Origin of the sequence: Cloacibacterium caeni (genome assembly GCF_907163105.1) — a bacterium.
Lineage (GTDB): Bacteria > Bacteroidota > Bacteroidia > Flavobacteriales > Weeksellaceae > Cloacibacterium > Cloacibacterium caeni_A.
Map to the genome: position 1 here is coordinate 2,401,486 of NZ_OU015321.1, position 24,533 is coordinate 2,426,018.

At 33.5% G+C, this 24,533-nt stretch carries 24 protein-coding genes; 5 read left to right on the forward strand and 19 right to left on the reverse strand.

The window, feature by feature from the left end; all coding sequences use genetic code 11:
* Positions 1-26: 26 nt before the first annotated feature.
* From ftsA to mraZ, 14 genes are all read right to left on the reverse strand, one after another.
* Positions 27-1,382, reverse strand: a complete 1,356-nt coding sequence (gene ftsA / locus KKQ76_RS11185; RefSeq protein ID WP_213197205.1) for a cell division protein FtsA — start codon at positions 1,380-1,382, stop codon at positions 27-29.
* A 19-nt stretch (positions 1,383-1,401) separates the two neighbouring features.
* Complete coding sequence (locus KKQ76_RS11190; protein WP_213197206.1) at positions 1,402-2,223, reverse strand: cell division protein FtsQ/DivIB; 822 nt, start codon at positions 2,221-2,223, stop codon at positions 1,402-1,404.
* 27 nt (positions 2,224-2,250) lie between these two features.
* Complete coding sequence (gene murC, locus KKQ76_RS11195) at positions 2,251-3,603, reverse strand: UDP-N-acetylmuramate--L-alanine ligase (RefSeq protein ID WP_394369373.1); 1,353 nt, start codon at positions 3,601-3,603, stop codon at positions 2,251-2,253.
* A 105-nt stretch (positions 3,604-3,708) separates the two neighbouring features.
* Positions 3,709-4,821 carry an undecaprenyldiphospho-muramoylpentapeptide beta-N-acetylglucosaminyltransferase gene (gene murG, locus KKQ76_RS11200; protein ID WP_213197207.1) on the reverse strand — a complete coding sequence of 371 codons (1,113 nt, stop codon included), beginning with the start codon at positions 4,819-4,821 and terminating at the stop codon, positions 3,709-3,711.
* Between the two features lies 1 nt (position 4,822).
* Positions 4,823-5,179, reverse strand: a complete 357-nt coding sequence (locus KKQ76_RS11205) for a hypothetical protein (RefSeq protein ID WP_213197208.1) — start codon at positions 5,177-5,179, stop codon at positions 4,823-4,825.
* Positions 5,180-5,186: 7 nt separating this feature from the next.
* Entirely contained in the window at positions 5,187-6,416 is a 1,230-nt protein-coding gene (locus KKQ76_RS11210) for an FtsW/RodA/SpoVE family cell cycle protein (RefSeq protein ID WP_213197209.1), read from the reverse strand.
* Between the two features lie 60 nt (positions 6,417-6,476).
* On the reverse strand, positions 6,477-7,808 hold the full coding sequence (murD, locus tag KKQ76_RS11215) for a UDP-N-acetylmuramoyl-L-alanine--D-glutamate ligase (RefSeq protein ID WP_213197210.1): 1,332 nt from the start codon (positions 7,806-7,808) through the stop codon (positions 6,477-6,479).
* A gap of 80 nt (positions 7,809-7,888) precedes the next feature.
* Complete coding sequence (mraY, locus tag KKQ76_RS11220) at positions 7,889-9,127, reverse strand: phospho-N-acetylmuramoyl-pentapeptide-transferase (protein WP_213197211.1); 1,239 nt, start codon at positions 9,125-9,127, stop codon at positions 7,889-7,891.
* Positions 9,128-9,144: 17 nt separating this feature from the next.
* Positions 9,145-9,522 carry a hypothetical protein gene (locus KKQ76_RS11225; RefSeq protein WP_213197212.1) on the reverse strand — a complete coding sequence of 126 codons (378 nt, stop codon included), beginning with the start codon at positions 9,520-9,522 and terminating at the stop codon, positions 9,145-9,147.
* 4 nt (positions 9,523-9,526) lie between these two features.
* Positions 9,527-10,996: a UDP-N-acetylmuramoyl-L-alanyl-D-glutamate--2,6-diaminopimelate ligase gene (locus KKQ76_RS11230; RefSeq protein ID WP_213197213.1), complete on the reverse strand. Its 1,470-nt coding sequence runs from the start codon at positions 10,994-10,996 to the stop codon at positions 9,527-9,529.
* A 1-nt stretch (position 10,997) separates the two neighbouring features.
* Positions 10,998-13,013 carry a penicillin-binding transpeptidase domain-containing protein gene (locus KKQ76_RS11235; protein WP_213197214.1) on the reverse strand — a complete coding sequence of 672 codons (2,016 nt, stop codon included), beginning with the start codon at positions 13,011-13,013 and terminating at the stop codon, positions 10,998-11,000.
* Positions 13,000-13,368 carry an FtsL-like putative cell division protein gene (locus KKQ76_RS11240; RefSeq protein ID WP_069797387.1) on the reverse strand — a complete coding sequence of 123 codons (369 nt, stop codon included), beginning with the start codon at positions 13,366-13,368 and terminating at the stop codon, positions 13,000-13,002. Before KKQ76_RS11240 ends, KKQ76_RS11235 begins: the two co-directional genes overlap by 14 nt.
* Positions 13,369-13,387: 19 nt before the next feature.
* On the reverse strand, positions 13,388-14,281 hold the full coding sequence (rsmH, locus tag KKQ76_RS11245; RefSeq protein ID WP_213197215.1) for a 16S rRNA (cytosine(1402)-N(4))-methyltransferase RsmH: 894 nt from the start codon (positions 14,279-14,281) through the stop codon (positions 13,388-13,390).
* 41 nt (positions 14,282-14,322) lie between these two features.
* Positions 14,323-14,787 (reverse strand): division/cell wall cluster transcriptional repressor MraZ, encoded by a 465-nt coding sequence (gene mraZ, locus KKQ76_RS11250; protein ID WP_213197216.1) that lies wholly within the window; start codon positions 14,785-14,787, stop codon positions 14,323-14,325.
* Positions 14,788-15,032: 245 nt separating this feature from the next.
* Between mraZ and KKQ76_RS11255 the strand changes: the two genes are divergently transcribed.
* Genes KKQ76_RS11255 through KKQ76_RS11270 form a run of 4 tightly spaced genes read left to right on the forward strand, consistent with a single transcriptional unit; the run spans position 15,033 to position 17,436 of the window.
* Complete coding sequence (locus KKQ76_RS11255) at positions 15,033-15,794, forward strand: alpha/beta fold hydrolase (protein ID WP_213190303.1); 762 nt, start codon at positions 15,033-15,035, stop codon at positions 15,792-15,794.
* A gap of 52 nt (positions 15,795-15,846) precedes the next feature.
* On the forward strand, positions 15,847-16,467 hold the full coding sequence (gene yihA, locus KKQ76_RS11260) for a ribosome biogenesis GTP-binding protein YihA/YsxC (RefSeq protein WP_213197217.1): 621 nt from the start codon (positions 15,847-15,849) through the stop codon (positions 16,465-16,467).
* 2 nt (positions 16,468-16,469) lie between these two features.
* Positions 16,470-16,985 carry a hypothetical protein gene (locus KKQ76_RS11265; protein WP_213197218.1) on the forward strand — a complete coding sequence of 172 codons (516 nt, stop codon included), beginning with the start codon at positions 16,470-16,472 and terminating at the stop codon, positions 16,983-16,985.
* On the forward strand, positions 16,978-17,436 hold the full coding sequence (locus tag KKQ76_RS11270) for a GNAT family N-acetyltransferase (RefSeq protein ID WP_213197219.1): 459 nt from the start codon (positions 16,978-16,980) through the stop codon (positions 17,434-17,436). The genes KKQ76_RS11265 and KKQ76_RS11270 overlap by 8 nt, the downstream gene beginning before the upstream one ends.
* A 241-nt stretch (positions 17,437-17,677) precedes the next feature.
* Here the strand turns inward: KKQ76_RS11270 and msrA are convergent, their stop codons facing one another.
* The 5 genes from msrA to KKQ76_RS11295 form a co-directional block, all read right to left on the reverse strand.
* Positions 17,678-18,316, reverse strand: a complete 639-nt coding sequence (gene msrA, locus KKQ76_RS11275) for a peptide-methionine (S)-S-oxide reductase MsrA (RefSeq protein WP_213197220.1) — start codon at positions 18,314-18,316, stop codon at positions 17,678-17,680.
* A 42-nt stretch (positions 18,317-18,358) separates the two neighbouring features.
* Complete coding sequence (locus KKQ76_RS11280; RefSeq protein ID WP_213197221.1) at positions 18,359-18,886, reverse strand: DUF3575 domain-containing protein; 528 nt, start codon at positions 18,884-18,886, stop codon at positions 18,359-18,361.
* A gap of 125 nt (positions 18,887-19,011) precedes the next feature.
* Positions 19,012-22,086, reverse strand: coding sequence for a preprotein translocase subunit SecA (gene secA, locus KKQ76_RS11285; RefSeq protein ID WP_213197222.1), 3,075 nt, complete (start codon positions 22,084-22,086; stop codon positions 19,012-19,014).
* 107 nt (positions 22,087-22,193) lie between these two features.
* Positions 22,194-22,415: a DUF2795 domain-containing protein gene (locus KKQ76_RS11290; RefSeq protein ID WP_002662059.1), complete on the reverse strand. Its 222-nt coding sequence runs from the start codon at positions 22,413-22,415 to the stop codon at positions 22,194-22,196.
* A 120-nt stretch (positions 22,416-22,535) separates the two neighbouring features.
* Entirely contained in the window at positions 22,536-23,561 is a 1,026-nt protein-coding gene (locus KKQ76_RS11295) for a GDP-mannose 4,6-dehydratase (RefSeq protein ID WP_213197223.1), read from the reverse strand.
* A 177-nt stretch (positions 23,562-23,738) separates the two neighbouring features.
* Between KKQ76_RS11295 and KKQ76_RS11300 the strand changes: the two genes are divergently transcribed.
* Entirely contained in the window at positions 23,739-24,533 is a 795-nt protein-coding gene (locus KKQ76_RS11300; protein ID WP_213197224.1) for a DUF2797 domain-containing protein, read from the forward strand.

Genomic DNA, 24,533 nt, shown 5'->3' on the forward strand with positions numbered 1-24,533 from the left:
TACTTATTTTGTGTTATTCGTTTTAATTATTCTACTTCTTCGAAGAATTTTTTTACTTTTTCAAGGATGGATTGTCCAAAAGTAGGTTTGTTTTTCTTCACTTCCTCGATGTGTTGTGAAATTTCTTGTTCCTCAGTTTTTACTTCTTCTACTGTATTTTCTGTTTGAGGAACTTCTATTACTTTTGGCTCTTCTATAGGTTTTTCTACAGGTTTTTTGTCGTGAATTTTTAAACTTTCCATCAATAAACCAATTGAGGTAGCAAACTCAGGAGATTTCAGATATTGGTTTTTGTCATTGGCAATATATTCATTGGCAAAACCAATTCTTGCATCAAATCCTGTTACATAATTGGCTAACTGACGAAGGTTTTTAAGATTAGAACCGCCACCTGTTAACACAATTCCTGCGATGAGTTTGCGTTTTTGTTCATAAGCTCCATAAGCTTTTAATTCTGTATTTACCATTTCGAGAATTTCTTCTACTCTTGCATTGATAATACTTGCCAAAGATTTTAGAGAAATTTCTTTGTCTGGTCTTCCGTGTAAACCTGGAATGGTAACAAACGTAGAATCTTTTTCTAAATCTGGTACAGCAGACCCGAATTTTACTTTCAGTTGCTCTGCGTGTTTTTCTATAATGGAACAGCCTTCTTTAATATCGTCTGTGATAATTCCGCCACCATAAGGAATGACGCAAGTATGACGAATGATGTTATCTTTAAAAATAGCAATATCTGTAGTACCACCACCGATGTCTACGATGGCAACTCCCGCTTCTTTTTCTTCAGTAGTAAGAACAGCTTCTGAAGACGCAAGAGGTTCTAGAGTAAGGGCTTCCATTTCTAAACCAGCTTCGCGAACACAACGTGCTATATTTCTGATGCTTCCCATTTGACCAACAACTACGTGGAAATTTGCTTCCAGACGTTTTCCGTGCATACCGATTGGTTCTTGGATTTCGCCTTCAGAATCTACTTTGTACTCTTGTGGAAGCACGTGTATGATTTCTTCACCAGGAAGCATGACTAGTTTTTTTACTTGGTCTTTTAAGATTTCTATATCTTCATCTGTGATATATTTATCTGGGTTTTCTCTCATGATGTAATCTGAGTGTTGCAGACTACGAATGTGTTTGCCTGCGATACCTACGGTTACCCTATGAATAGGAACTCCTGAAGATTTTTCTGCTTCTGAAATAGCAGCTTTGATAGAGCTTATCGTTTGAGAAATATTATTCACAATTCCTTTGTGAACTCCCAAACTTTTGGCTTTACCTACGCCTAAAACTTCAATTTTTCCGTGGGCATTTTTTCTGCCTACAATGGCAACAATTTTCGTGGTACCAATGTCTAAACCTACTGAATAATCATGTGTTTCCATATATTGCTGTTCTCTTTTTTTAATTAGTTGTTTTTTCTTCGGTTTTTTGTGTTCCTGTAACGGTGTTTATTGGGGTTTGTTCATTTGTTTGTAAACTGTCTTCTTCGGGTTTATAACCAGAATTAAGAGTGGTTACGATTTGGTTGTCATATTTCACAGAAATTTTAGAATATTTTTCTGGAGCTTGATATACCAAATATTTTTCTACAAATGTTTTAAAACCTTTTACTTTAAAATCTATTCTATCTAAATCACCGATTTCTACTTTATAATTTCCATCGCTGGTTGCAAGATTGTAGTTTCCGTTTTCTTTTGTAATGCCTACAAAGAAATTTTTGCAGAAACTGTCTTTGTTTATTTTTTCTATTAACTCAATGAGTTTTTTATACTCTTTCTTCTTCACATCGCCAGAAACGAGCATGCAAGAATGAGAGTATGTTTTAGAAATTGGGAACTCTATTCCTTTTTTGTCTACATAAAATCCTTTTCCGCCATTATTTAATCTAAAAACGGGAACTCTTTGTTTAATATCTACATTAAGTTTTCCATTTAAATTCAAATAAACGTTTGCGCTATCTACAGCTGGCAATTCGTTTAATTTTTTTTCTAAACTCGGGATATCTACATCGCCCACTTTTTTTGTGGTATTATACCTTTCTACAATGATTCTAATGTCTTTTTCGTCTACAAAATAAACAGGAGTGGAGCTATCATTTAATTTTACGATGATAGATTGCTCATCAATTTTTCGGTCATTGAATCTCTTCAAAGAGAAGCTCAATAGAAATCCGAAGATGACTACTGTGACAAAAATTTTGAGAATTCTCCACTTGTTTTTCATAAACTTACGTCCGAGTTTTTTCTAATTTTAATTTTTCAATGTACCAATCCAATTCATAATTGGGTCATACAAAGTGTCTATGTTTCCTGCACCTACTGTAAGCAAAATGTCAAAATCTTTTTCTTTGATTTTGTCAAAAGCTTCGCTCAAACTGCATACTTCTTTTTTCTCTAACTGTACTTTTTCTAGTAACCAATCAGAATTTACCCCTTCAAAATCTTTCTGCAATTCTCTTGCAGGATAAATGTCTAATAATAACAATTCATCTGCTGCAGCTAAGCTTTCTGCAAAACCATCTGCAAAATCTCTGGTTCTGCTGAATAAATGTGGCTGAAACGCTACCAACAGTTTTTTATTTGGGTTAAAAGTTCTGATGGAACCAATCACCGCATTCAGTTCTGTTGGGTGGTGCGCATAATCATCTACATAAATCTTTCCGTTTTCAAAAGTATGTTTGGTATAACGTCTTTTAATTCCTTTGAAACTAGAAATCCCTTCTTGAATTGCCGAAAAATCTGCTCCTAAATTGTGCAAAACAGCAATCGCAGCAGTTGCATTTTCCACATTATGCGTTCCCGGAATTTGCCATGCAAATTCTACGGTTTGTTCGCCAGCATGAAAATCAAACATCATCCAACCGTCTATAATGTGCAGATTATCAGAATAATAATCCGCTTCTTCATTCACAGCATACGTTTTACAAGGTCTGCCAATATTTACACCTTTTCTCACGAAAAGTTGATCGTTTTCTGGTACTAAATCTGCAAAATCTCTAAATCCTTGTTCTATGGTTTCTGTATCTCCATAAATATCAAGATGATCTGCATCAATAGAAGTAATAATCGCCCAATCTGGTGAAAGATTTAGGAAACTTCTGTCATATTCATCAGCTTCTAAAACAGACATTTCTGTTCCGTTAAAGATGAAATTTGACTTGTAATTTTCTGCAATTCCACCTAAAAATCCTGAAAATGGAAGATTCGCCACTTTGCAAAGATGTGCTACCAAACTTGAAGTAGTTGTTTTCCCATGTGTTCCAGCTACTGCAATACAGTTGGTATCTTCGGTAATCATCCCGAGAACTTTTGCACGTTTTAAAACTTCAAAACCATTTTCATTAAAATAATCTAAAATTCCCAAAACTTTAATCGCAGGTGTATAAATCACTAATGTTTCTTCTTTCTTCAAAGACGAAATTTTCTCATCTACCACATCTTCATAAGTGATAGAAATTCCTTCCTTCTGAAGCTCTGTAGTGAGTTTGGTTTCGGTTTTGTCATAACCCAAAACATTTTTCCCGGCAGCATGGAAATATCTTGCCAAAGCAGACATCCCGATTCCACCGATTCCTACGAAGTAAAAGTTTTTATAGTTTTTCATTTCTTTTATTTTTTACGTTTTGTCATTTTGAATGGAGTGAAACGGAATGAAAAATCTTTAAATAGATTCTTCACTACACTTTGTTTCGTTCAGAATGACAGACGTTTACTCTTTAATATTCAAATTCTTAAAAATCTCATTCACAATTTCTTCTGTTGCTTTTGGTTTTGCAAAAAAGTCTAAATTTTGAGCCATTTCCGTTCTCAAATCTTCGTTTTCGCAAATTTCTGAAAGCGTGTTCCAGAATTTATCTTTCATCTCTGTGTCTTTCACCATTTTAGCAGCGTTTTTTTCAACCAAAGTCTGAGCGTTTTTGGTTTGATGATCTTCTGCTGCAAACGGAAAAGGAACCAGCAAAACTGGTTTTTTAGCAATGGCTAATTCCGAAATCGCAATCGCTCCAGCTCTAGAAACAATTACATCTGCCGCAGAATAAGCCATTTCCATGTTTTTAATAAATTCTACAATTTGAATGTTTCTGCTGTGAATGTCTTTCGTTTCTTCTAAAATATTTTTATAATCTAGTTTACCTGTTTGCCAAATCAGCTGGTAATCTTTTTCTAAAACTTGATTAATGTTTTCTTTCCAGCCGTTGTTCAAAGTTCTAGAACCTAAAGAACCGCCTACTGAAAGTATAGTTAATTTCCCTTTTTCTAAACCTAATTTTTCTTTGGCTAAATCGCTGTCAATTATATCAGTAATAATGTTTTTTCTGATAGGATTTCCTAAAAATAACGTTTTCGTTCCGTGGAAGAATTTTTCCATATTTGGATAGGCGGTAAAAACGGTTTTTGCTTTTTTAGCATTGAAAATATTGGTTTTCCCAGGGAGAGAATTCTGCTCTTGGATAAAAGTAGGGATTCCCATTCTCGCAGCGATGAATAAAGCTGGTCCGCTTGCAAAACCACCAGTTCCTACCGCAAAATCTGGTTGGAATTCTTTGATGATTTTTCTAGCTTTAAGCAAACTAGAAATCACTTTAAACGGTAAATTAATATTAGCCAACAGATTTCCTCTGTCAAAGCCTGCAATGTTTAATCCTTCAATTTTGAAGCCAGCTTGCGGAACTTTTTCCATCTCCATTTTTCCATTGGCTCCCATGAACAAAAATTCCGCATCAGGAAAACGTTTTTGTATTTCCTGCGCAATGGCAACAGCAGGAAAGATGTGACCACCTGTTCCACCACCACTCATTAAAACTTTTAATTTTTTGCTCATATTAACGTTCTTTTCCTGGATATTTGTCAGCTGAATAATAATTTCCAAATTCTGACATTTTATTCCTTGGTTGGTTATAATCAACTATTTCTCTGTCTGAAGTAATAATTATTTCAAACCTTTCATTTTCAAACTGTCCAATTGCATTTAATCCTCTTTCAGAAGCATTTCTAACAGTTGTTCCTTTTGGTATTTTGAAATACGTTTTTTCTCCTCCTAAAATTCCAACATTTATATCTTCTTTCAAAATTCCTAATTCATAAGAAGGAGTATTAATTTTGTTCAATAACCAAGATAAGATAAATATAAAATTCATCAAAATTGAAATCGTTAAAATCCATTTTTGTTTACGATTCATAAATAATTTATGCTATATCATTTATTTCTTCTACATTTTGTTTTTTGCCCATTCCTTCTTCTTCGAAAGTGAGAATTCTTGAACTTACATTCAGAATAATTCCTAATTGAAGATAAGTCACCAACATTGAAGTTCCTCCATAACTTATTAAAGGCAACGGTTGTCCTGTTACTGGAATAAGATTTACCGCTACAGCAATATTTACTGCTAATTGCACGAAAATCATAATTCCTAAACTTAGCACCAATAAACTCCCGAAAAAAGCTCGCATTTTACTGGCAATCATCACAATTCTAATCATCATAATCATATACAACGTGATGAGTGCTAATGCTCCAAAAAAGCCATATTCTTCTACAATAATGGCGAAAATAAAATCTGAAGCAGACTGTGGAAGCATTTGTTTCAATGCAGATTTTCCTGGTCCCATTCCTGTAATTCCGCCGTGAACTATGGCTGCTTTTGCCTGGTTGACTTGGTAATTTTTTGCTTTTACAGTTTCGTCTTCTACATTGGCATTTTTCTTAGAATTGGCAAAAGTTTCTATTCTACTTACCCAAGTATGAACACGATTGCTGCCAATTAAATCTGTTTTTAAAGCCAAAAACAAGAAAATTCCCACAAAAAGTCCTGAAATTCCTAAAAATCCTAAAATGTATTTTGCGGAAAGTTGACCTACTAACATTACTGCTAATGAAACCATTAGAATCATCAAAGCAGTAGAACCATTATCTTTTGCAACCAATCCGAAAACCAATAAAACCGGTCCGAAAATGTAAAATATGTTCTCTATTGGAAGTCTTTCTCTTTTAATTTTTTTAGTTAAATATCTGCACAAATAGATAATTAACATGAGGTATGCAAAGCTTGATGGCTGAAAAGAAATTGGAGTTCCTGGAATTTTTAACCAACGAGAAGCAGACGCTCCGTCGATTTTTTGTCCCGTAAACATGGTTACAAAAAGTAAAATCACCATAATTCCGAGAAGGATACTGCTCAGTTTTCCGATGTGTTCGTATTTTACAGTTCCTACAGCTCTCATAATGGCTAAACCTAAGAAAACAAAAAACATATGCTTGATAACGTGTCCCGTAGTTGTACCATTCTGCACAATGTATTCTAAGTTAGAACTTGCAGAATAAACAGGGAACACGGAAAAGAAGGAGATTAAAATAATCACCATCCAAAGCACTTTGTCGCCTTTTAAAAGTTCAAATTTGTTTTCTTGTTGTTCCATTCTTTATTTCATAGGATTGAAATCCTATTTTATTTCTTATCGCCACTTCGTGGCTTTTTTTTAATTGTTTTTTAAAACTTCTTCTTTAAATAATTGTCCTCTGTGTTCATAGTTATTGAATAAATCAAAACTGGCACAACAAGGAGAAAGTAAAACGGTATCGCCTTTTTCTGCTAGAGATTTCGCAGTTTTCACCGCTTCTTCCATGCTAGAAGTATCTACGATAATGTCTTTTTTGTCTTTGAAAAAATTAATGATTTTAGCATTGTCAAGCCCTAAACAAATAATCGCTTTTACTTTTCTTTTTACTAAATCTTCTATTTCTGTATAATCATTTCCTTTGTCTGTTCCGCCTACAATCCAAACCGTTGGTGTTTTCATACTTTCTAAAGCATAGTACGTAGCATTTACATTGGTTGCTTTAGAATCATTGATGAATTTCACGCCATTAATTTCTGCCACACCTTCTAATCTGTGTTCTACCGCTTGGAAAGTCATCAGAGAATTTCTAATGCTTTCATTGCTGATATTCAATAATTTACCAGCGATAGAGGCAGCTAAGCTATTGGCAACATTATGTGTTCCCATCAGAGATAAATCTTCTATTTTCATAGAAAACTCATCGTGAAGTTTTACCACAATTTTTTCCTCTTCTGTATAACCTCCTTCTTCTAATTTTTCCTTCATAGAGAAAGGAATTTGCTTCACTCGCAAATCTAATTCTTGAAGCAATTTTTGACTCATTTCATCATCTTTATTGTAGATAAAATAGTTGTCATTTTCTTGATTTTCGGCAATTCTAAATTTTGCCAAAGCATATTCTTCGTAGTTGTAATTGTATTGGTCAAGATGATCTGGACTCAAATTCAACAATAAAGAAATATATGGTCTAAAATTCTGAATATCATCTAATTGGAAGCTGCTAACTTCTAATACATAATAATCAAAATTCTCTTGCGCAACTTGCATTGCGAAACTTTTGCCGATGTTTCCACCCAGTCCTACATTCAAGTTGTCATTTTTCAGAATGTGATAAATGAGCGATGTAGTAGTGGTTTTCCCATTACTTCCTGTGATGGCGATGATTTTGGCATTGGTAAATTCTGCACCGAATTCTATCTCCGAAGAAAGTCTGATTCCTTTTGCTTTGATTTTTTGAACCATTTCAGCTTTCTTAGGAACTCCTGGAGATTTTATAACCCAATCTGCAGCAAGAATTCTTTCTTCATCGTGGTTTTTTTCTTCAAACTCGATTCCGTTTTCTACCAAAACTTTTTTGTAATTCTCTTTAATTTCGCCTTTGTCTGAAAGAAAAACTTCCAAACCTTTAGTTTTAGCCAAAATTGCAGCGCCCACTCCACTTTCTCCTCCTCCTAGAATTACGACTTTCATTTTTTCCATTTTGATTTTGATTATTATAATGGATTAAAATCCAATGCTTATATATCGTTCGTTCCTCCGGAACTTAATTTTTATCTAATTTTCAGTGTTATTAAACAAATAATCGCCAACATAACTCCTATGATAACCATTCTGTTAACAATTTTGCTTTCATGGAAACCACTTTTCTGATAATGGTGATGAAGTGGAGACATTTTAAACAATCTGTTATTCTGAGCGTACTCTAATCCGTACTTTTTCTTTCTGTATTTAAAAACCGCTACTTGCAGCATTACTGAAAGATTTTCGATTAAGAAAATCCCACATAAAACTGGAATCAACAATTCTTTTCTTAAAATAATTGCTAAAACCGCTATTACACCACCTAACATTAAACTACCAGTATCGCCCATAAAAACTTGAGCTGGATAAGTGTTGTACCAGAAAAATCCTATCGTTGCTCCAATTAGAGCAACTGCGAAAATGGTGGTTTCTCCCATGTTCGGAAGGAACATAATATTCAGATAATCAGCGAAAATGATGTTTCCAGATAGATAGGCAAAAAAGGCTAGTGTTCCTAAAATTACCACACTCGTTCCTGCGGCGAGTCCATCAATTCCGTCTGTAATATTGGCTCCATTAGAAACAGCGGTCACAATGAAAATTACCAGTGGAATAAAAATAATCCAAGCCCATTCTTCCTGCGAAGATTCGTCCATCCAGAAAAGAATTTTACTATAATCGAATTCATTATTTTTCATAAATGGAACGGTAGAAATGGTTTCTCTTTCTGCTGGAGCGAAGTTTTGAGAAACGCTGGTTCTATTGATTTCGTGAGCATCAGCATATTTTCTTTTGATGGTAATGTCTGGGTGAAAATACATGGTAACTCCAACGATTAAACCTAAACCAACTTGTCCTATAATTTTAAAAATTCCGCTTAAACCGTCTTTATTTTTCTTTATTTTTTTGAGATAATCGTCTATAAAACCGATGGCACCCATCCAAAGCATGGAAACAATTAACAGAAGAACATAAATATTAAATTTTGTAAATAAGAGTACAGGAATAATGGTGGCAAAAATGATGATTAAACCTCCCATTGTTGGTGTACCTTCTTTTTGTTTTTGTCCTTCTAACCCGAGATCTCTTACCAATTCGCCCATCTGTTTGTTGCGCAGATAATTGATGATTTTTTTACCATAAACCAGTGCAATAAGCAATGACAAAAGCACAGCAAAAGCCGCTCTGAAAGAGATGTATTTCAGTAAGTTTAATCCAGGAATGTGAATTCCGTGATTGGTAAGATATTCGTATAGATAGTATAGCATTTGTTTAATTTTAATGTTTACAAGTCAAAGGCTTGGATAAATATTTGACCTCTATATTTACATATTGTATCAGCATTAATATTTGGCTTTTCATATTTTTCCCATTTTAACCCAATGTTATCATATAATTTTATTATTTCTTTTTTGTAAGCCGTATCTTTATTTTTTATGTACTTTTCACAAAGACAGTTTGCAACATCTACTTTAGCATTATTTTCCGAAAAATCTAAATATCCTGGTTTTGGTTTTTCAAATAATCCTTTGTAATAAACACCTTCACAATCTAAAACATTTAACTTTCTTTCAAACTTGTTTGTAAATAGATACAACATCAAAACTCCTACAAAAACGATTGAAATGACAGCGAATAATATTTTAAATATTTTTTTCATCATCAAATTACTTCGACATCAATTTATATAACTCTACAATCGTCTCTTTGTCATCAAAATGGTGTCTCACTCCATTGATTTCCTGATACGTTTCGTGGCCTTTTCCTGCAACGAGAACAATATCTTTTGGTTCGGCAAATTTTATTGCCATTTTTATTGCTTCTCTTCTGTCTGGAATAGAAGTGTATTTGCTAAAATTCTGCGGTTCTACACCTGCTTCAATTTCTTTGATAATCTCTTGAGGATTTTCAGTTCTCGGATTGTCTGTGGTAATAATGGCCAAAGTAGATTTTCTAGTTGCAATTTTTCCCATTTCTGGTCTCTTTGCATGGTCTCTGTCTCCACCACAACCGAAAACAGTTATTAATCTTTCGTTTTTGGTTCTAATTTCGTTGATGGAATCTAAAACATTTTCCAAAGCATCTGGAGTGTGAGCATAATCTACGATGAAGAAAATTCCGCCATCAGATTTTATGGTTTCAAATCTGCCATTCACTCTTTTTAAAGTAGAAATCGCTTGTAAAACTTCTTCTTCATTAAATCCTAATTCTACTGCAATTGCAAAAGCTAAAAGCAAATTATAAACATTGAATTTGCCCGTTAAAGTCGTCCAGAATTCTTTTCCGTTGAAATTCAGAAGCATTCCGTTGAAATCAACTTCTAAAATTTTTCCGTGATAATCTGCCAAAGTTTTCAAAGCGTAATTTTTCTTTTTCGCTTTGGTATTTTGTAGCATTACATCGCCATTTTTATCATCAGCATTGGTAATCGCTACTGCTGTTTCTGGTAATTCGTCGAAGAATCTCTTTTTGGTTTTCAGATATTCATCAAACGTTTTATGATAATCAAGGTGATCATGAGTAAGATTGGTAAAACCAGCCACAGCAAAGTGTAAACCTTCAATTCTGTCTTGATGAATTCCGTGAGAAGAAACTTCCATAAAAGCATATTCGCAACCGTTTTCTACAGCTTTTGCCAACATTTGATTCAATCGGATTACATCTGGAGTGGTGTGAGTTGAAGGAATAATTTCATCGCCAATTCTGTATTCTACGGTAGAAATCAGCGCACTTTGATAGCCTAAATTTTTGAAAATGTCAAAAAGTAGAGTAGAAGCGGTGGTTTTTCCGTTGGTTCCTGTAATGCCGATTAATTTCAGATTTTCAGAAGGATTTCCATAAAAATTAGCAGCGAGCTTGCCTAAAGTTTTAGATGAATTTTTAACTTGAATATAGTTAATTCCATCGATTAATTTTTCTGGTAAAACTTCGCAAACAATGGTTTTCGCTCCCTTTTCGATTGCCGAAGAAATATAAGAATGTCCGTCTGAAACAGTTCCTTTTATAGCAACATAGAGCGAGCCTTCGGTAACTTTTCTGCTATCGAATACAATTTCTGACACTTCGACTTCGCTCAGTGCAAGAATTCCGCTAGTTTCTAAAACGGGAATTTTATGTAATAATTCTGATAAAATCATTTTAATTCTGTAATTCCAAATAAATTCTTTGGTTTTTATTAATGACAGTTCCAGCCATCGGGAACTGATTTTTTATTTTTCCAACACCTTTATAATCAACTCGATAACCTTGGTTTTCTAATTGTGGAATAATGTTTTTGCCTATTAAACCTTTTAGATTTGGTAGAACTCCGTTTTTCACGTTTACCTTTACATTGGGTTCTAGCATTTTATTAAGGTTCACCTTTTTATCTACTAAAAGCTCCTTTTCTATATTTAGTGGTGTTTTAAGGAAGACTTTTCCTGCAATTTCTTTAAAAACTGGCGCCGAAACTACTGAACCATAATATCCTTTTGATGTTTTTGGTTGATTTACCATTACTATACAAGTGTATTTAGGATTATCAGCTGGGAAAAATCCTGCAAAACTTGCTTGATATTTTGTTGGTCCCGGTTTCCAATATTCAAATCTCGCGGTTCCAGTTTTTCCTGCCAATTTGATGTTTGGCGTGAAAATACTTTTTGCGGTTCCTTTTTCTACCGCTTTGGTAAGCATCGCAGTCATTAGATTGATCGCCTCAGTTGAAGCCATTTTATCTACCAAAACCTGAGGTTCTGCTTGGTAAGTAGTTTTACCATCTTTCATGATTTTTTCTATGAAAAGCGGCTTCACCATTTTTCCTTTGTTGGCAATTCCGTTATAGAATGTAGTGAGCTGTAATAAATTGAGGCTCACACTATAACCATATCCTAGAGAAGCCAATGTAGCTTTGTTCCATCTTTTATTTTCTGGCGTTACAATTGAAGGTTTGGTAACACCCGGAAGTTCGATTTCTAATTTTTCAAAAAGTTTCCATCTTTTCAAATGTTTTAAGAAAACATCTGGTTTATCTGCATAATGTTGTGTGATGATTTTTGCTGCACCAATGTTACTTGATTGTGCTAAAATATCACTGATGTCATACGTTCCACCTGCGTGAGAATCGTTAATTACTTGACCTCCGTAAACCCATTTAATTCCGCCAATGTTGATTTTGGTATTTTCATCTATAAATCCATCGTCCATTGCCGCTAAAAGCGAAACCGTCTTAAATGTAGAACCTGGTTCTGTAGCATCTTTCAATGCGTAATTGTAAGCATCTATATAATTTCCTTCTTCATTTCTTCTAAGGTTTACCATGGCTCTTACTTTTCCAGTAGCGGTTTCCATCACGAGAACAGAACCATGATCTGCTTCGAAATGTAGCAGTTGTTTTTCTAAAGCAGAATGGGCAATATCTTGAATTCTTAAATCAATAGTAGTATATACGTCTTGACCGTCAATTGGATCTTGAACTTTCCAGTAATCAATTGGTTTCCACTGAGATGAATTGATTCTTTGCTCTAATCTTTTGCCATCTGTTCCGGTAAGATATTTAGAAAAAGCGCCTTCTAATCCAGATTTTCCAATCTCGTTATCCATTCCTATGGTTCCTGCGCCAATTTGAGCTGTTGCTAGTTCTCTTCGGAATTTTCTATCGATAATGAGACATCTATTTTTCTTAAATTTCCCTGTTTTTTTATCTTTTTTACTGAAAATCGGGAATTTTTTAATTCTGTCATATTGGTCGAAATCTAAACCTCTAACCAATGAAAAATATTGATTTTTTTTCTTTTTTTGTTCGTCAAAGATTTTTCTGTAATGAACTCTTGATTTACCAAACATTTGACTCAAAGAATCAGTCAATGCGCCAATATTATTGTCGTAAACAGAATCTTTGATGGTTTTAAAATCGATATATGCATCGTATCTCATTACGGTGGTTGCTAAAATAGAACCATCTGATGCAAAAAGGTTTCCACGAGCAGCTTTTAAAGTGGCCTCTCTGTAATTTTTACTGATATAATTGTCTTCAAATTCTTCTACATTGGTATTTTGTAGAAAAAGAATTCTCGCTAAAAACATAATAAATACGATGAAAGCTACCCCTGCAAAAAGGTAACCCCATTTTAACGCTTTGCCGCGTTTGATATCATATTCATTACTATTTATCGCCATTTTCTAAACTGTCTACTTTTATTAAAAGTTTATGTGGATGATTTTCTAAAGACATTAGAGAATCTCCTTCCATTTCTTTGCTTAGCTCACTTTCCATTCTTACTTTAATCAATCTGCTCTGTGCGTAAGCATTTCTAGATTTATATTCTTCTGCCTGTTCTTTAAGTTGGTTTACGGTTTCTATTTTTTTGTTGACCAAGTGATTGCTGTAAATCATAATCATCAACAAGGAAAAAATGAGTAAAAAATATTTGTAATGAACTTTTACTTCATCACGGTTTAAGAAGTTTCCCTTCATGATATCCATGAAAGTAAGTTTCTTTGGTTTTTTATTATATGTTACTCTTTTTGCCACAGACTTTGTCTGATTTTAATTATATTTTTATTCCCACTCGCATTTTTGCACTTCTTGCTCTAGAATTTTCTTCTATTTCTTCTTCTGTTGGAATGATGGCTTTACTTTTTAACAATTCAAAAGCTTTAGCATAATTTCCATAAATATCTCGTTCTGGTTCTCCTTCGAACATTCCGTTTTTTAGGAAACGTTTTACCAATCTGTCTTCTAAAGAATGATAAGAAATTACGACTAATCTTCCTTCTTTTTTCAAGATTTTATAAGACTGTAGCAACATTTCTTTTAAAACTTCTAGCTCTTGATTTACCTCTATTCTAATCGCTTGGAACAACTGTGCAAAAAATTTATTCTGCTTAAATTGTGGAATATAACTAAAGACTTTTTTCAAATCTTCGGTGGTTACAATTTCCTTTACTTTTCTAGCGTGTACAATTTCTCTCGCTAGTTTTCTGGCTTCTCTTATTTCACCATAGTAGTAGAAAATATCAGCCAAATGTTCTTCTTCGTATTCATTCACTACTTTTCTCGCGTCTAGATGTTGCATCACGTTCATTCTCATGTCTAGAGGTGCATCACTTCTGGTAGAAAAACCACGTTCTGCAGCATCAAATTGGTGAGAAGAAACACCTAAATCTCCTAAAATTCCGTCTACTTCAGTTACGCCGTACATCAACAATGAATTTTCTAAAAATCTAAAATTCTGATTGATTAATGTAAATCTTTCATCATCAATTGAATTGTTAAGCGCGTCTAAATCTTGGTCAAAACTGTATAGTTTTCCTTTGCTGGAAAGTCTTTTTAATATTTCACGAGAATGGCCACCTCCACCGAAAGTTACATCTACGTAAACTCCATCAGGATTAGTGATGAGAGCGTCTATACTTTCCTTTAATAATACAGGATTGTGATACATTCTATTAGATTTAAAAAATTATAAAAATTGAGGTGTAGAGATTATTCTTCGTCAAAATTGATGTCGCCCATCACTTCTTCGGTTAGTTTCCCGAAATCAACTTCGTTGGTAGCAATTACTTTTTCATACGCTTCTTTGTCCCAAATTTCAAACTGTTCACCTGCTCCTGAAATCACTATTTCTTTATGAAGATTGGCAAATTGTTTCAAATCTTTTGGAATAAGAATCCTCTCAGAAGAATCCAGCTCTACGTTTTTTACACCGGCGGTAAACATTCTGATGAAATCTGCATTCTTTTTCACGAAACGGTTCAGTCCGTTTATCTTTTTCATCAGTTTTTCCCAAGGCTGCATTGGGTAAACTTCTAAGCAATTCTGAAACACAGCACGCTTAATTACAAAGTTCTTGTCCTCAGAACTTTGCAATAGTTTTACTAATGACGAAGGAAGCTTTATTCTGCCTTTGTCATCAATCTTGCATTCATATGTTTCGTAGAAATGAATCATTTGGAGCAAATTTATTTATTATTTTCTAAAATTTCCCACTTTTCCCCACTTTTTAACTTAATGTTGATAACTTTTTAGTTGTAGAGCTTTTTATAGCTAACTTATTGATTAATAAAATGTTAATAAATGAGTGTGATGCAAGGGTAGATGTAAGACGAATTGATGTACTTTAAATGAAATTAACACAACAAAAACCGGTCAAAATTCCATTTTTTTTGTATTTTTGCGTTTGACAGATACGTTATATGATTTTTAATACCAAAAAGGAGAAGAAATATACATTTATAGAAAGCGGAGAAGGTCATCCTATGGTGCTTCTACATGGATTGATGGGAGGCTTAAGTAATTTTGATAAAATGATTACTTATTTCTCAGAAAGAGGCTATAAAGTTTATGTTCCGCAACTTCCTATTTATGATTTGCCAGTGCTGAATACTAATCTTACCAGCATCGCAAAATATGTAGCAAGATTTATAAAAGATAAAATAGGACAACCCGTAACTTTAGTGGGGAATTCTATGGGTGGTCATATTGGCCTTATTCTTACATTAGCTAATCCAGAGTTAGTGCATTCTTTAGTTTTAACAGGAAGTTCTGGTTTGTACGAAAAAAGTTTTGGAGAAACTTTCCCAAGAAGAGGGGATAGAGACTATATCAAAAAGAAAACAGAAGAAGTTTTCTTTGACCCGAAAGTAGCTACAGATGAATTAGTAGACGAAGTTTTCGCGGTGGTAAATGATAGAATGAAAGGCATTAAAACAGTGCTTTTAGCGAAAAGTGCCATCAAGCATAACATGCTCCATGATTTGCCAAAAATAAAACAGCCAACTTGTATTATTTGGGGAAAACAAGACGGAGTAACTCCACCCGATGTAGCAGAAGAAATGGATAGACAAATTCCTAATTCAGACTTGTTCTGGTTAGATGAATGCGGTCACGCTGCGATGATGGAAAAACCAGAAGAATTTAATGAAATTCTTTACAACTGGTTAAAAGATAAAATTTAGAATTAAGAAGAAAAAATAATGATGGAAGTTGAAAAGCTTCCATTTTTTGAATATGATAGTAAAGACTGTAAACTTTGTAAAATCTAGTGGGAAATGGCAAGAGTGCCCAGAACCTACGATTCCTGAATATGCTTTTATCGGTAGAAGTAACGTGGGGAAATCTTCGTTAATCAATGCCATTATGAATCATAAAGATTTGGCAAAAACTTCGCAAACTCCTGGGAAAACACAGCTGATTAATCATTTTTTGGTGAATGAAAATTGGTATCTTACCGACTTACCTGGCTATGGTTATGCTAAAGTTTCTAAAAGTTTGAGAAAAGATTTTGAAAAACTCATCACCAATTATATTCTGAATAGGAAAAATTTAGTAACCCTTTTTGTTTTAGTAGACATAAGACATACTCCGCAAAAAATAGATTTAGAATTTATGGAATGGTGCGGAGAAAATGGGGTGCCGTTTTCTATCGTTTTTACCAAGCAGGATAAGCTAAAACCAGGAGCTGCCGACAGAAATGTAGAAGTATATAAAACCAAACTTCTAGAATCTTGGGAAGATTTACCAGATATTTATATTACTTCTGCCGAAAAGAAAATGGGTGGTGATGAAATTCTGAAATTCATAGAAAAGACCAATGCTTATTTGGTTAAAAATAAAGTGAAGTTCGTGTAGTTATGTCAACAAAGTTTTATAAAATTTTTGTTTATAGTTTTTTGTTTATTTTTCTATTAATTGTTTCTATATCATATTACTTCATCATTAATTCGGAAAAAATTAAATATGATTCAAGTTTAGCAAATCATAAATTTTTAAACCAAAGAAGCACGGAAATAATTTTTGAAAATGAGGAAAAAGTAAATTATGATGTTATTTTTTTTGATTTTTGTAAAGTTTTAAAGAAAAATGACCACTCATATCATTTTATTACAGGAAAAGAAGATAAACCCTTTAATGGATTTACACTGTTCACCTTGAATCATAAATTTTCTAAAATAAAATACTATTTTCCAAACAATAAAGAATATTATAAAGTTGATCTGGAAGAATTAACAATTAGTAAGCCTTATTTAAAAATTGGAGATTCGATATTTGGAAAATTAAAAGTTGAAATCGAACCACAATATATTGGTGCTAATAAAAAACATAAAGGAACCATTTTTTTCAAAACTGTTGTCAAGAGATATGAGTGATATTTTTAATATAACATGGAAAATAAAATCATTTGAAGAGCTATCCATTCACGAATTGTATGAGATTTTGAAAGTGAGACAAGAGGTTTTCGTGGTAGAGCAAACTTGTTATTACTTAGATGCAGATGGTTATGACCAGAAAGCGCTTCATCTTTTTGCAGAAAAAGAAGGGAAAGTGGTTGCGTATTGTAGGATTTTTCCTGAAGGCGTAAAATATCCAGAAGCTTCCATCGGAAGAGTTCTTACCCATCCTGATTTTAGAAATTTAAAACTAGGGAAAACTCTTATCCAATTTGCTTTAGAAGCTATAAAAACCAGATTTAATACCAGTGAATGTAGAATTTCTGCACAAGATTATCTCATTAAATTTTACAGTGATTTTGGGTTTCAAGACACTGGGAAAAAATATCTGGAAGATGATATTCCACATACAGAAATGGCGAGAAAATAATTTCTCACCATTCATGTTTTCGCTTGTGTTTTCTTCTTTGATTTAAAAGATTTATAATTTTAAAAGTACTGATAAAAATAAATGGTGAGATTTCTCTCACCATTCCCCGTTTAAAACTTACTCTACTCTTAATGCAAGTGTGTTGTTATTTAAAGTTATTAGTCTAATAAAAAATTTTACTCTAAATTACAAAAAAAGAGCAGACTAAAAAGTCTGCTCAAAAGTTAAATTTTTCAATTCTTTATTTCAATAGCCCAAGTTCGCCGAAATGTTTTTTGAATTTGGCTACTTTTGGACCTACTACAGCGCTACAATAAGGCTGATTAGGATTGATTTCAAAATAGTTTTGGTGATATTTCTCTGCGCCCCAGAATTTTTCAAAAGGAACGATTTGAGTAACATATTTCCCGTTCCATTTTCCAGATTTTTCTGAATTTTCCAGAGAAACTTGTGCTTCTTCTTTTTGTTTTTCAGAATGATAGAAAATTACGGAACGGTATTGTGTACCGATGTCTTCACCTTGTCTGTTTAATTGGGTAGGATCGTGCAGGAACCAAAAAGATTCTAACAATTGCGAAAAAGAAATAACAGAAGGATCAAAGGCGATTTGTACCACTTCTGCATGACCCGTTTCACCTGTACAAACTTCTTCGTAAGTAGGATTTTCTTTATGACCACCAGAATAGCCAGAAGTTACAGATTCTACACCTTTTAACATGTCAAAACATGCTTCTACACACCAAAAACAACCGCCACCAAACGTAGCATATTCTAGATTTTTGTTTTCCATTTTAAGATTTTTTTTCTTTGAAACTTTATTTTCTTGTCCGTTACAAGAAATCAGTAAAATACTCATCAAAAATATAAAAAACTTTTTCATTTAGAAATAACGTTGTTGTTTTAATTTTTATTTTAATAATAGTTAAAATCTTTTGCCAATTCCTAACATTCCTGTGGTGTTTACTTTATTTTCTCCTCCAAAATTTCGTCCTAATCCTGTTCCGATTTCTAAGACAATATCATTTTTTACCACCCACTTTCCTCCGAATTTAAATCCGACACCAAAATTGGTTTCTTTTTCTGTAGTATACATAGTGTATCCTCCATATTGAGAAGAAACATAATAAGATTTTTCTACATCTCCACTGTTAATGCTGCAATATCCGCCAATATAAAAACCATTGGCTCTTTTTTTACCAAAATAGTAATTATAATAAGGTGTTATACTGAACCCATTATTATCATCTATTATATAGTCATCAAGAAGAAAAGAAGTGGTAACCCCAATTCCTGAGTTTTCAGAAATAATTCTTTCGTACTCTACATTTACTGCTCCTAAAACTAATGCAACAGGATTTATCACGATGTCATTTGATTTTAAAGTTGTAGAATTTTGAGAAAATGTAAACGTGCTAACAGCTAGAGTAAAAATTGTAATCAGTTTTTTCATTGTATTGTTTTTAATTAATGCTAAAGTATTAAAATTTTTCTCAAAAAATCTTGATTACAATCAATTTCATAAAAAAAATCCGAAGAAAAACTCTTCGGATTTTAATGTATATAATGTTGAGTAGATTAAGAAGTAGGAATTTCTCCTTTGAATAAGAACGAAATAATTTCTTTGTTTACTTTATCCATCATTTCGCTGAACAAATGGAAAGACTCCTGTTTGTAAATTACCAATGGGTCTTTTTGCTCATAAACTGCACCTTGTGAAGATTTACGTAAATCATCCATTTCTTTAAGGTGATGTTTCCAGTTTTCGTCTATAATGGTTAAACAGATGTTCTTCTCGAAATCATTAATCATAGATTCGCACTGAGTTTCATAAGCTTGCTTAAGATCAGTAACAATGGTAAGTGTTTTGGTTCCGTCAGAGAAAGGTACTTGTACGTTTTTGAACATATGACCTTGTTGTTTGAATACATTTTCTATGATTGGGAAAGAGTTTTCTTTCAATAAAACCAATCTGTTTTTATAATCTTCTTCTGCTTTTTTGAAAACGATATCTGTGATTTCTTTTTCAGTTTTTGCCTTGAATTCAGCTTCAGTAAGTGGAGCTTCCATCGTGAAGAATTTGATGATTTCGTATTCAAATTCTTTGAATTGGTTGCCGCCTTTTGTATTGCTTACAATAGATGCTGCTACATCATAAATGGTATTAATGATGTCATATTTTAAATGGTCGCCAAACAATGCATTTTTTCTACGTTTGTAGATTACATCACGTTGTTTGTTCATTACATCATCATATTCTAGCAATCTTTTTCTGATACCGAAGTTGTTTTCTTCTACTTTTTTCTGAGCTCTTTCGATAGATTTGGTAATCATAGAGTGCTGAATTACTTCGCCTTCTTTGTGTCCCATTTTATCCATCATTTTTGCGATTCTTTCAGAACCGAAAAGTCTCATTAAGTTATCTTCTAGAGAAACATAGAATTGCGAGCTTCCTGGGTCTCCTTGTCTACCAGCTCTACCTCTTAACTGTCTGTCTACACGTCTAGAATCGTGTCTTTCTGTACCTATAATTGCTAAACCTCCGTTTGCTTTTACGTCTCCTTGCAATTTAATATCGGTACCACGACCAGCCATGTTGGTAGCAATGGTTACTACACCAGATCTACCAGCTTCAGCTACAATGTCTGCTTCTTTTTTGTGCAATTTCGCATTCAATACATTATGCGGAATTTTTCTTAATTGAAGTGCTTTTGACAAGAACTGAGAAATTTCTACAGAAGTTGTACCTACAAGTATTGGTCTTCCTGCTGCAGTAAGTCTTTCGATTTCATCAATTACCGCATTGAATTTTTCTCTGTTGGTTTTATAAACTAAATCTTGTCTATCATCTCTGATGATTGGTCTATTGGTAGGAATTACAACTACGTCTAATTTATAAATTTGCCAGAATTCTCCTGCTTCAGTTTCTGCAGTACCCGTCATCCCGGCTAATTTGTTATACATTCTGAAGTAGTTCTGTAACGTAATAGTAGCGAAAGTTTGTGTAGCTGCTTCGATTTTTACATTTTCTTTAGCTTCAATCGCTTGGTGAAGTCCGTCAGAATAACGTCTTCCTTCCATGATACGTCCTGTTTGCTCATCTACGATTTTTACTTCGCCGTCGATGACTACATATTCATCATCTTTTTCAAATAAAGTATATGCTTTTAATAGTTGATTTAAAGTGTGAATTCTTTCAGATTTTACAGCATAATTTCTGAAAAGCTCTTCTTTTTGAGCAAATTCTTCTTCTTTAGTAAGATTTTTTGCCTCTAATTCAGCAATCAAGGTTCCGATGTCTTCTAAAACGAAGAAGTTAGCATCTTGGTTACCTTGAGACATATATTCTACACCTTTGTCTGTAAGGTCTATTTGATTATTTTTCTCGTCGATTACAAAATAAAGGTCTTTATCTACAATACGCATTCTCTTGCTATTGTCTTGCATGTATTCCCCTTCTGTTTTTTGTAAAAGCACTCTTATTCCTTCTTCTGAAAGGAATTTGATGAGGTGTTTGTTTTTAGGTAAACCTCTGTAAGCCTGTAAAAGTTTAAAACCTCCGTCTGTTTTATTACCTGCTGCAATTAATTTCTTCGCTTCGGTTAATAAATTAGAAACGATTTGTTTCTGAACGGCTACAATTCTGTCTACAGAAGGTTTTAACACATCGAATTCTTGTCTGTCACCTTGAGGAATTGGTCCAGAAATAATCAATGGAGTTCTCGCATCATCAATTAATACTGAGTCTACTTCATCGACAATTGCAAAGTTTAATTCACCTTGAACTAATTCTTCAGGCGAAGAAACCATGTTGTCTCTTAAATAGTCAAAACCGAACTCATTATTGGTTCCATAAGTGATATCTGCTTGATAAGCTTTTCTTCTTGCATCTGTATTCGGTTGATGCAAATCGATACAATCGATGCTTAAACCGTGGAACTGATAAATTGGTCCCATCCAAGCCGAGTCTCTTTTTGCCAAGTAATCATTCACGGTAACTACGTGAACACCACGGCCAGGAAGTGCATTTAAGTAAATAGGTAGCGTTCCTACTAAAGTTTTACCTTCACCAGTTGCCATTTCGGCGATTCTACCACTGTGAAGTGCAACACCACCGATAAATTGGGTGTCATAGTGAACCATGTCCCAAATTACTTCTTTACCAGCAGCATCCCATTTGTTTTTCCAAAAAGCTTTGTCTCCTTTAATTTCTACAAAATCTTTAGCAGCAGCTAATTCTTGGTCATGCTCAGTTGCTGTAACGGTAAGTCCGCCGTTTTGAGCCAATCTTCTTGCAGTTTCTTTGATAACCGCAAAAGCTTCTGGAAGAATGTCGTTCAATACTTTTTCTTCAATTTGATAAGAATCCTTTTTCAGCGTTTCAATTTGCCCAAAAAGTTTTTCTTTTTCGTCTACGTCAGAAGATTTTGCAATTTGCTCATGAACTTCTACTACCTGATTGGTAATGTGTTCTGTAGCTGCATCAATTTTATCTTTGAATTCTTGAGTTTTTGCTCTCAATTCATCATCCGAAAGCTCGGCAATTGCGGGCTCTACTTTCTTAATTTTGTCTACAACTTTTTTGATTTCTTTGAGGTCTTTAGCGTTTTTGTCGCCTAAGAATCCTTGAAGAACTTTATTTAAAAAACTCATAATAATTGCTTTTGGCTAGTAGCAAAATGCTTCAGCCATATTAACGTTAAATTTATAAAAATTCAAAAAAAAGCCGATTGCCGATTGCCGACAGCCGACTGCATTTTTTAGTATTCGTCTTCGTTCCAGAGGAAGTCTTCGTCTGTAGGATAATCACTCCAGACTTCTTCTATGCTTTCATAGATTTCTCCTTCGTCTTCAATGGCTTGAAGATTTTCTACTACTTCCATTGGTGCACCTGTTCTAATAGCATAATCGATAAGCTCTGCTTTAGTCATCGGCCAAGGTGCGTCGCTTAAATATGAAGCTAATTCTAATGTCCAATACATAATATTTAAATTTTTTGCAAAAGTATAAAATTAGGTGAGATTTCAAAATTTTTCTATCTGATTTTCAACAGATTTATAAAATCTAAACTTAATTTTTAATAATGTTCTAATATAATTGTTTTATCTGTTTCTCAAAAACCATTCCACAAAAATTTTTATGCCATTTTGGTATTTTGTTTTTGGGGAATAGTTGATAAGGTTTTTCGCTTTTTGTATATCTGCGTTGGTTTTTTCTACATCTCCAGGTTGCATTGGCAGATTTTTTTTGATGGCAGATTTTCCAAGTTCTTGTTCTATTCCTGTCACCATTTCGTTTAGATTTACCACTTCGCTTTCGCCTAAGTTGATGGTTTCGTATACGTTATGATGGTTTTCTACATATTTTACAGATTTTACCACACCATCGATGATGTCTTCTATAAAAGTATAATCTCTAGCGGTAGAACCATCGCCGTAGAAAGGAATTTCTTGGTTTTCAGAAATCAATTTTGTGAATTTATGAATGGCTAAATCAGGTCTTTGTCTTGGGCCGAAAACCGTGAAAAATCTCAAGAAAATCATGTCTATTCCGTATAAATGATGATAAACATGGCCTAGAATTTCTGTACATTTTTTAGTGGCTGCATAAGGCGAAATAGGTCTGTCTACATTATCTGTTTCAGAGAAAGGAATTTTTTCGTTATTCCCATAAACGCTTGATGATGATGCAATTACGTTTTTCTTTACGCCGTATTCTTTGCACAATTCCCAAAGGTACATGGTTCCTTTTATATTCACTTCTTCATAATCTATAGGCCTTTCTATAGAAGGACGAACTCCAGCCAAAGCTGCAAGATGAACTAAAACATCTATTTTATGATTTTTAAAAATTTGAGCTAAAGCTTCTTTGTCACGAATGTCGGTATAGTAAAGAATGTAATTTTCTGATTGAGTTTGATTTACAAGCTTTTGAATATCATTTTCTTTATCAGAAAATTCAAAATCAGTAGATTGTTGAACCGATTCTAAAGTATTTTTGATTTTAACCTGATAATCATAGAAATCATCAAAATTGTCAATGTTAATGACAAAATGTCCATCTTTCAACAAATGTTCTACCAAATGTGAACCAATAAATCCAGAACCGCCTGTTACTAAATAATTCATTTGTTTGTTTTACAAAGAGTAGCAAATTTAAGAATTTGGAAATGATTATGGTCAAATATAAAATAAATTTTCGCGCAGATTGAGCAAATTAGGATGATTCTTTATAAATATGCTCAATCAGTAAAATCAGCGAACCATTTAATATCTTTTTCCTTATTTTTACTCAAAATTTTCGCAATGCAATTTAAAGGACAAATTCTCAAAATGTCTTCCGTTCTCGGAAATCCAATTCAGTATTACCTCAATCTTTCAGGAGATTTAATTTCTATGAATCAGCTATTTGGTAAAAATTTTACCATAAAACATGTTGGTTATCAGTGTGTAGAATGTGGTAAAGATGAAAAAATCTATAGAATGGGATTTTGTAAAAAATGTTTTTTCGAAAGTCCTTATGCAAGTGATACGATTTTGAAGCCAGAACTTTCTACAGCGCATCTCGGCATCGAAGAGCGTGATTTAGAAATAGAAAAAGAAATACAATTGCAACCTCACATTGTTTATTTGGCTTATACAGGTGATGTAAAAGTTGGGGTAACGCGCGAAAGTCAAGTTCCGACTCGTTGGATTGATCAAGGAGCGACTTTTGCCTTGCCGATTGCAAAAACTGAAAACCGCTATGAAGCGGGAATGATAGAAGTGGAACTCAAAAAACATATTGCAGATAAAACCAATTGGAAAAAAATGCTTCAAGACGACCGCGAAAGTGATGTAGATTTATTGGATTTTCGCAACAAGATTGCAGAACTTTTTCCTAAAGATTTTAAAAATTTTGCGATTGATGGTCAAGAAATGGTGCGTTTAGACTTTCCGTATGAAACGCCTACGAAAATTAATTCTTTCACACTAGATTCTAAGCTAGAGTTTGAAGGGGTGTTAAAAGGAATTAAAGGACAGTATTTGTATTTTAATGATGGAGATTTTATCAATGTGAGAAGCCACGAAGGTTATGTGATTGAGTTGGGGATTTCGTGA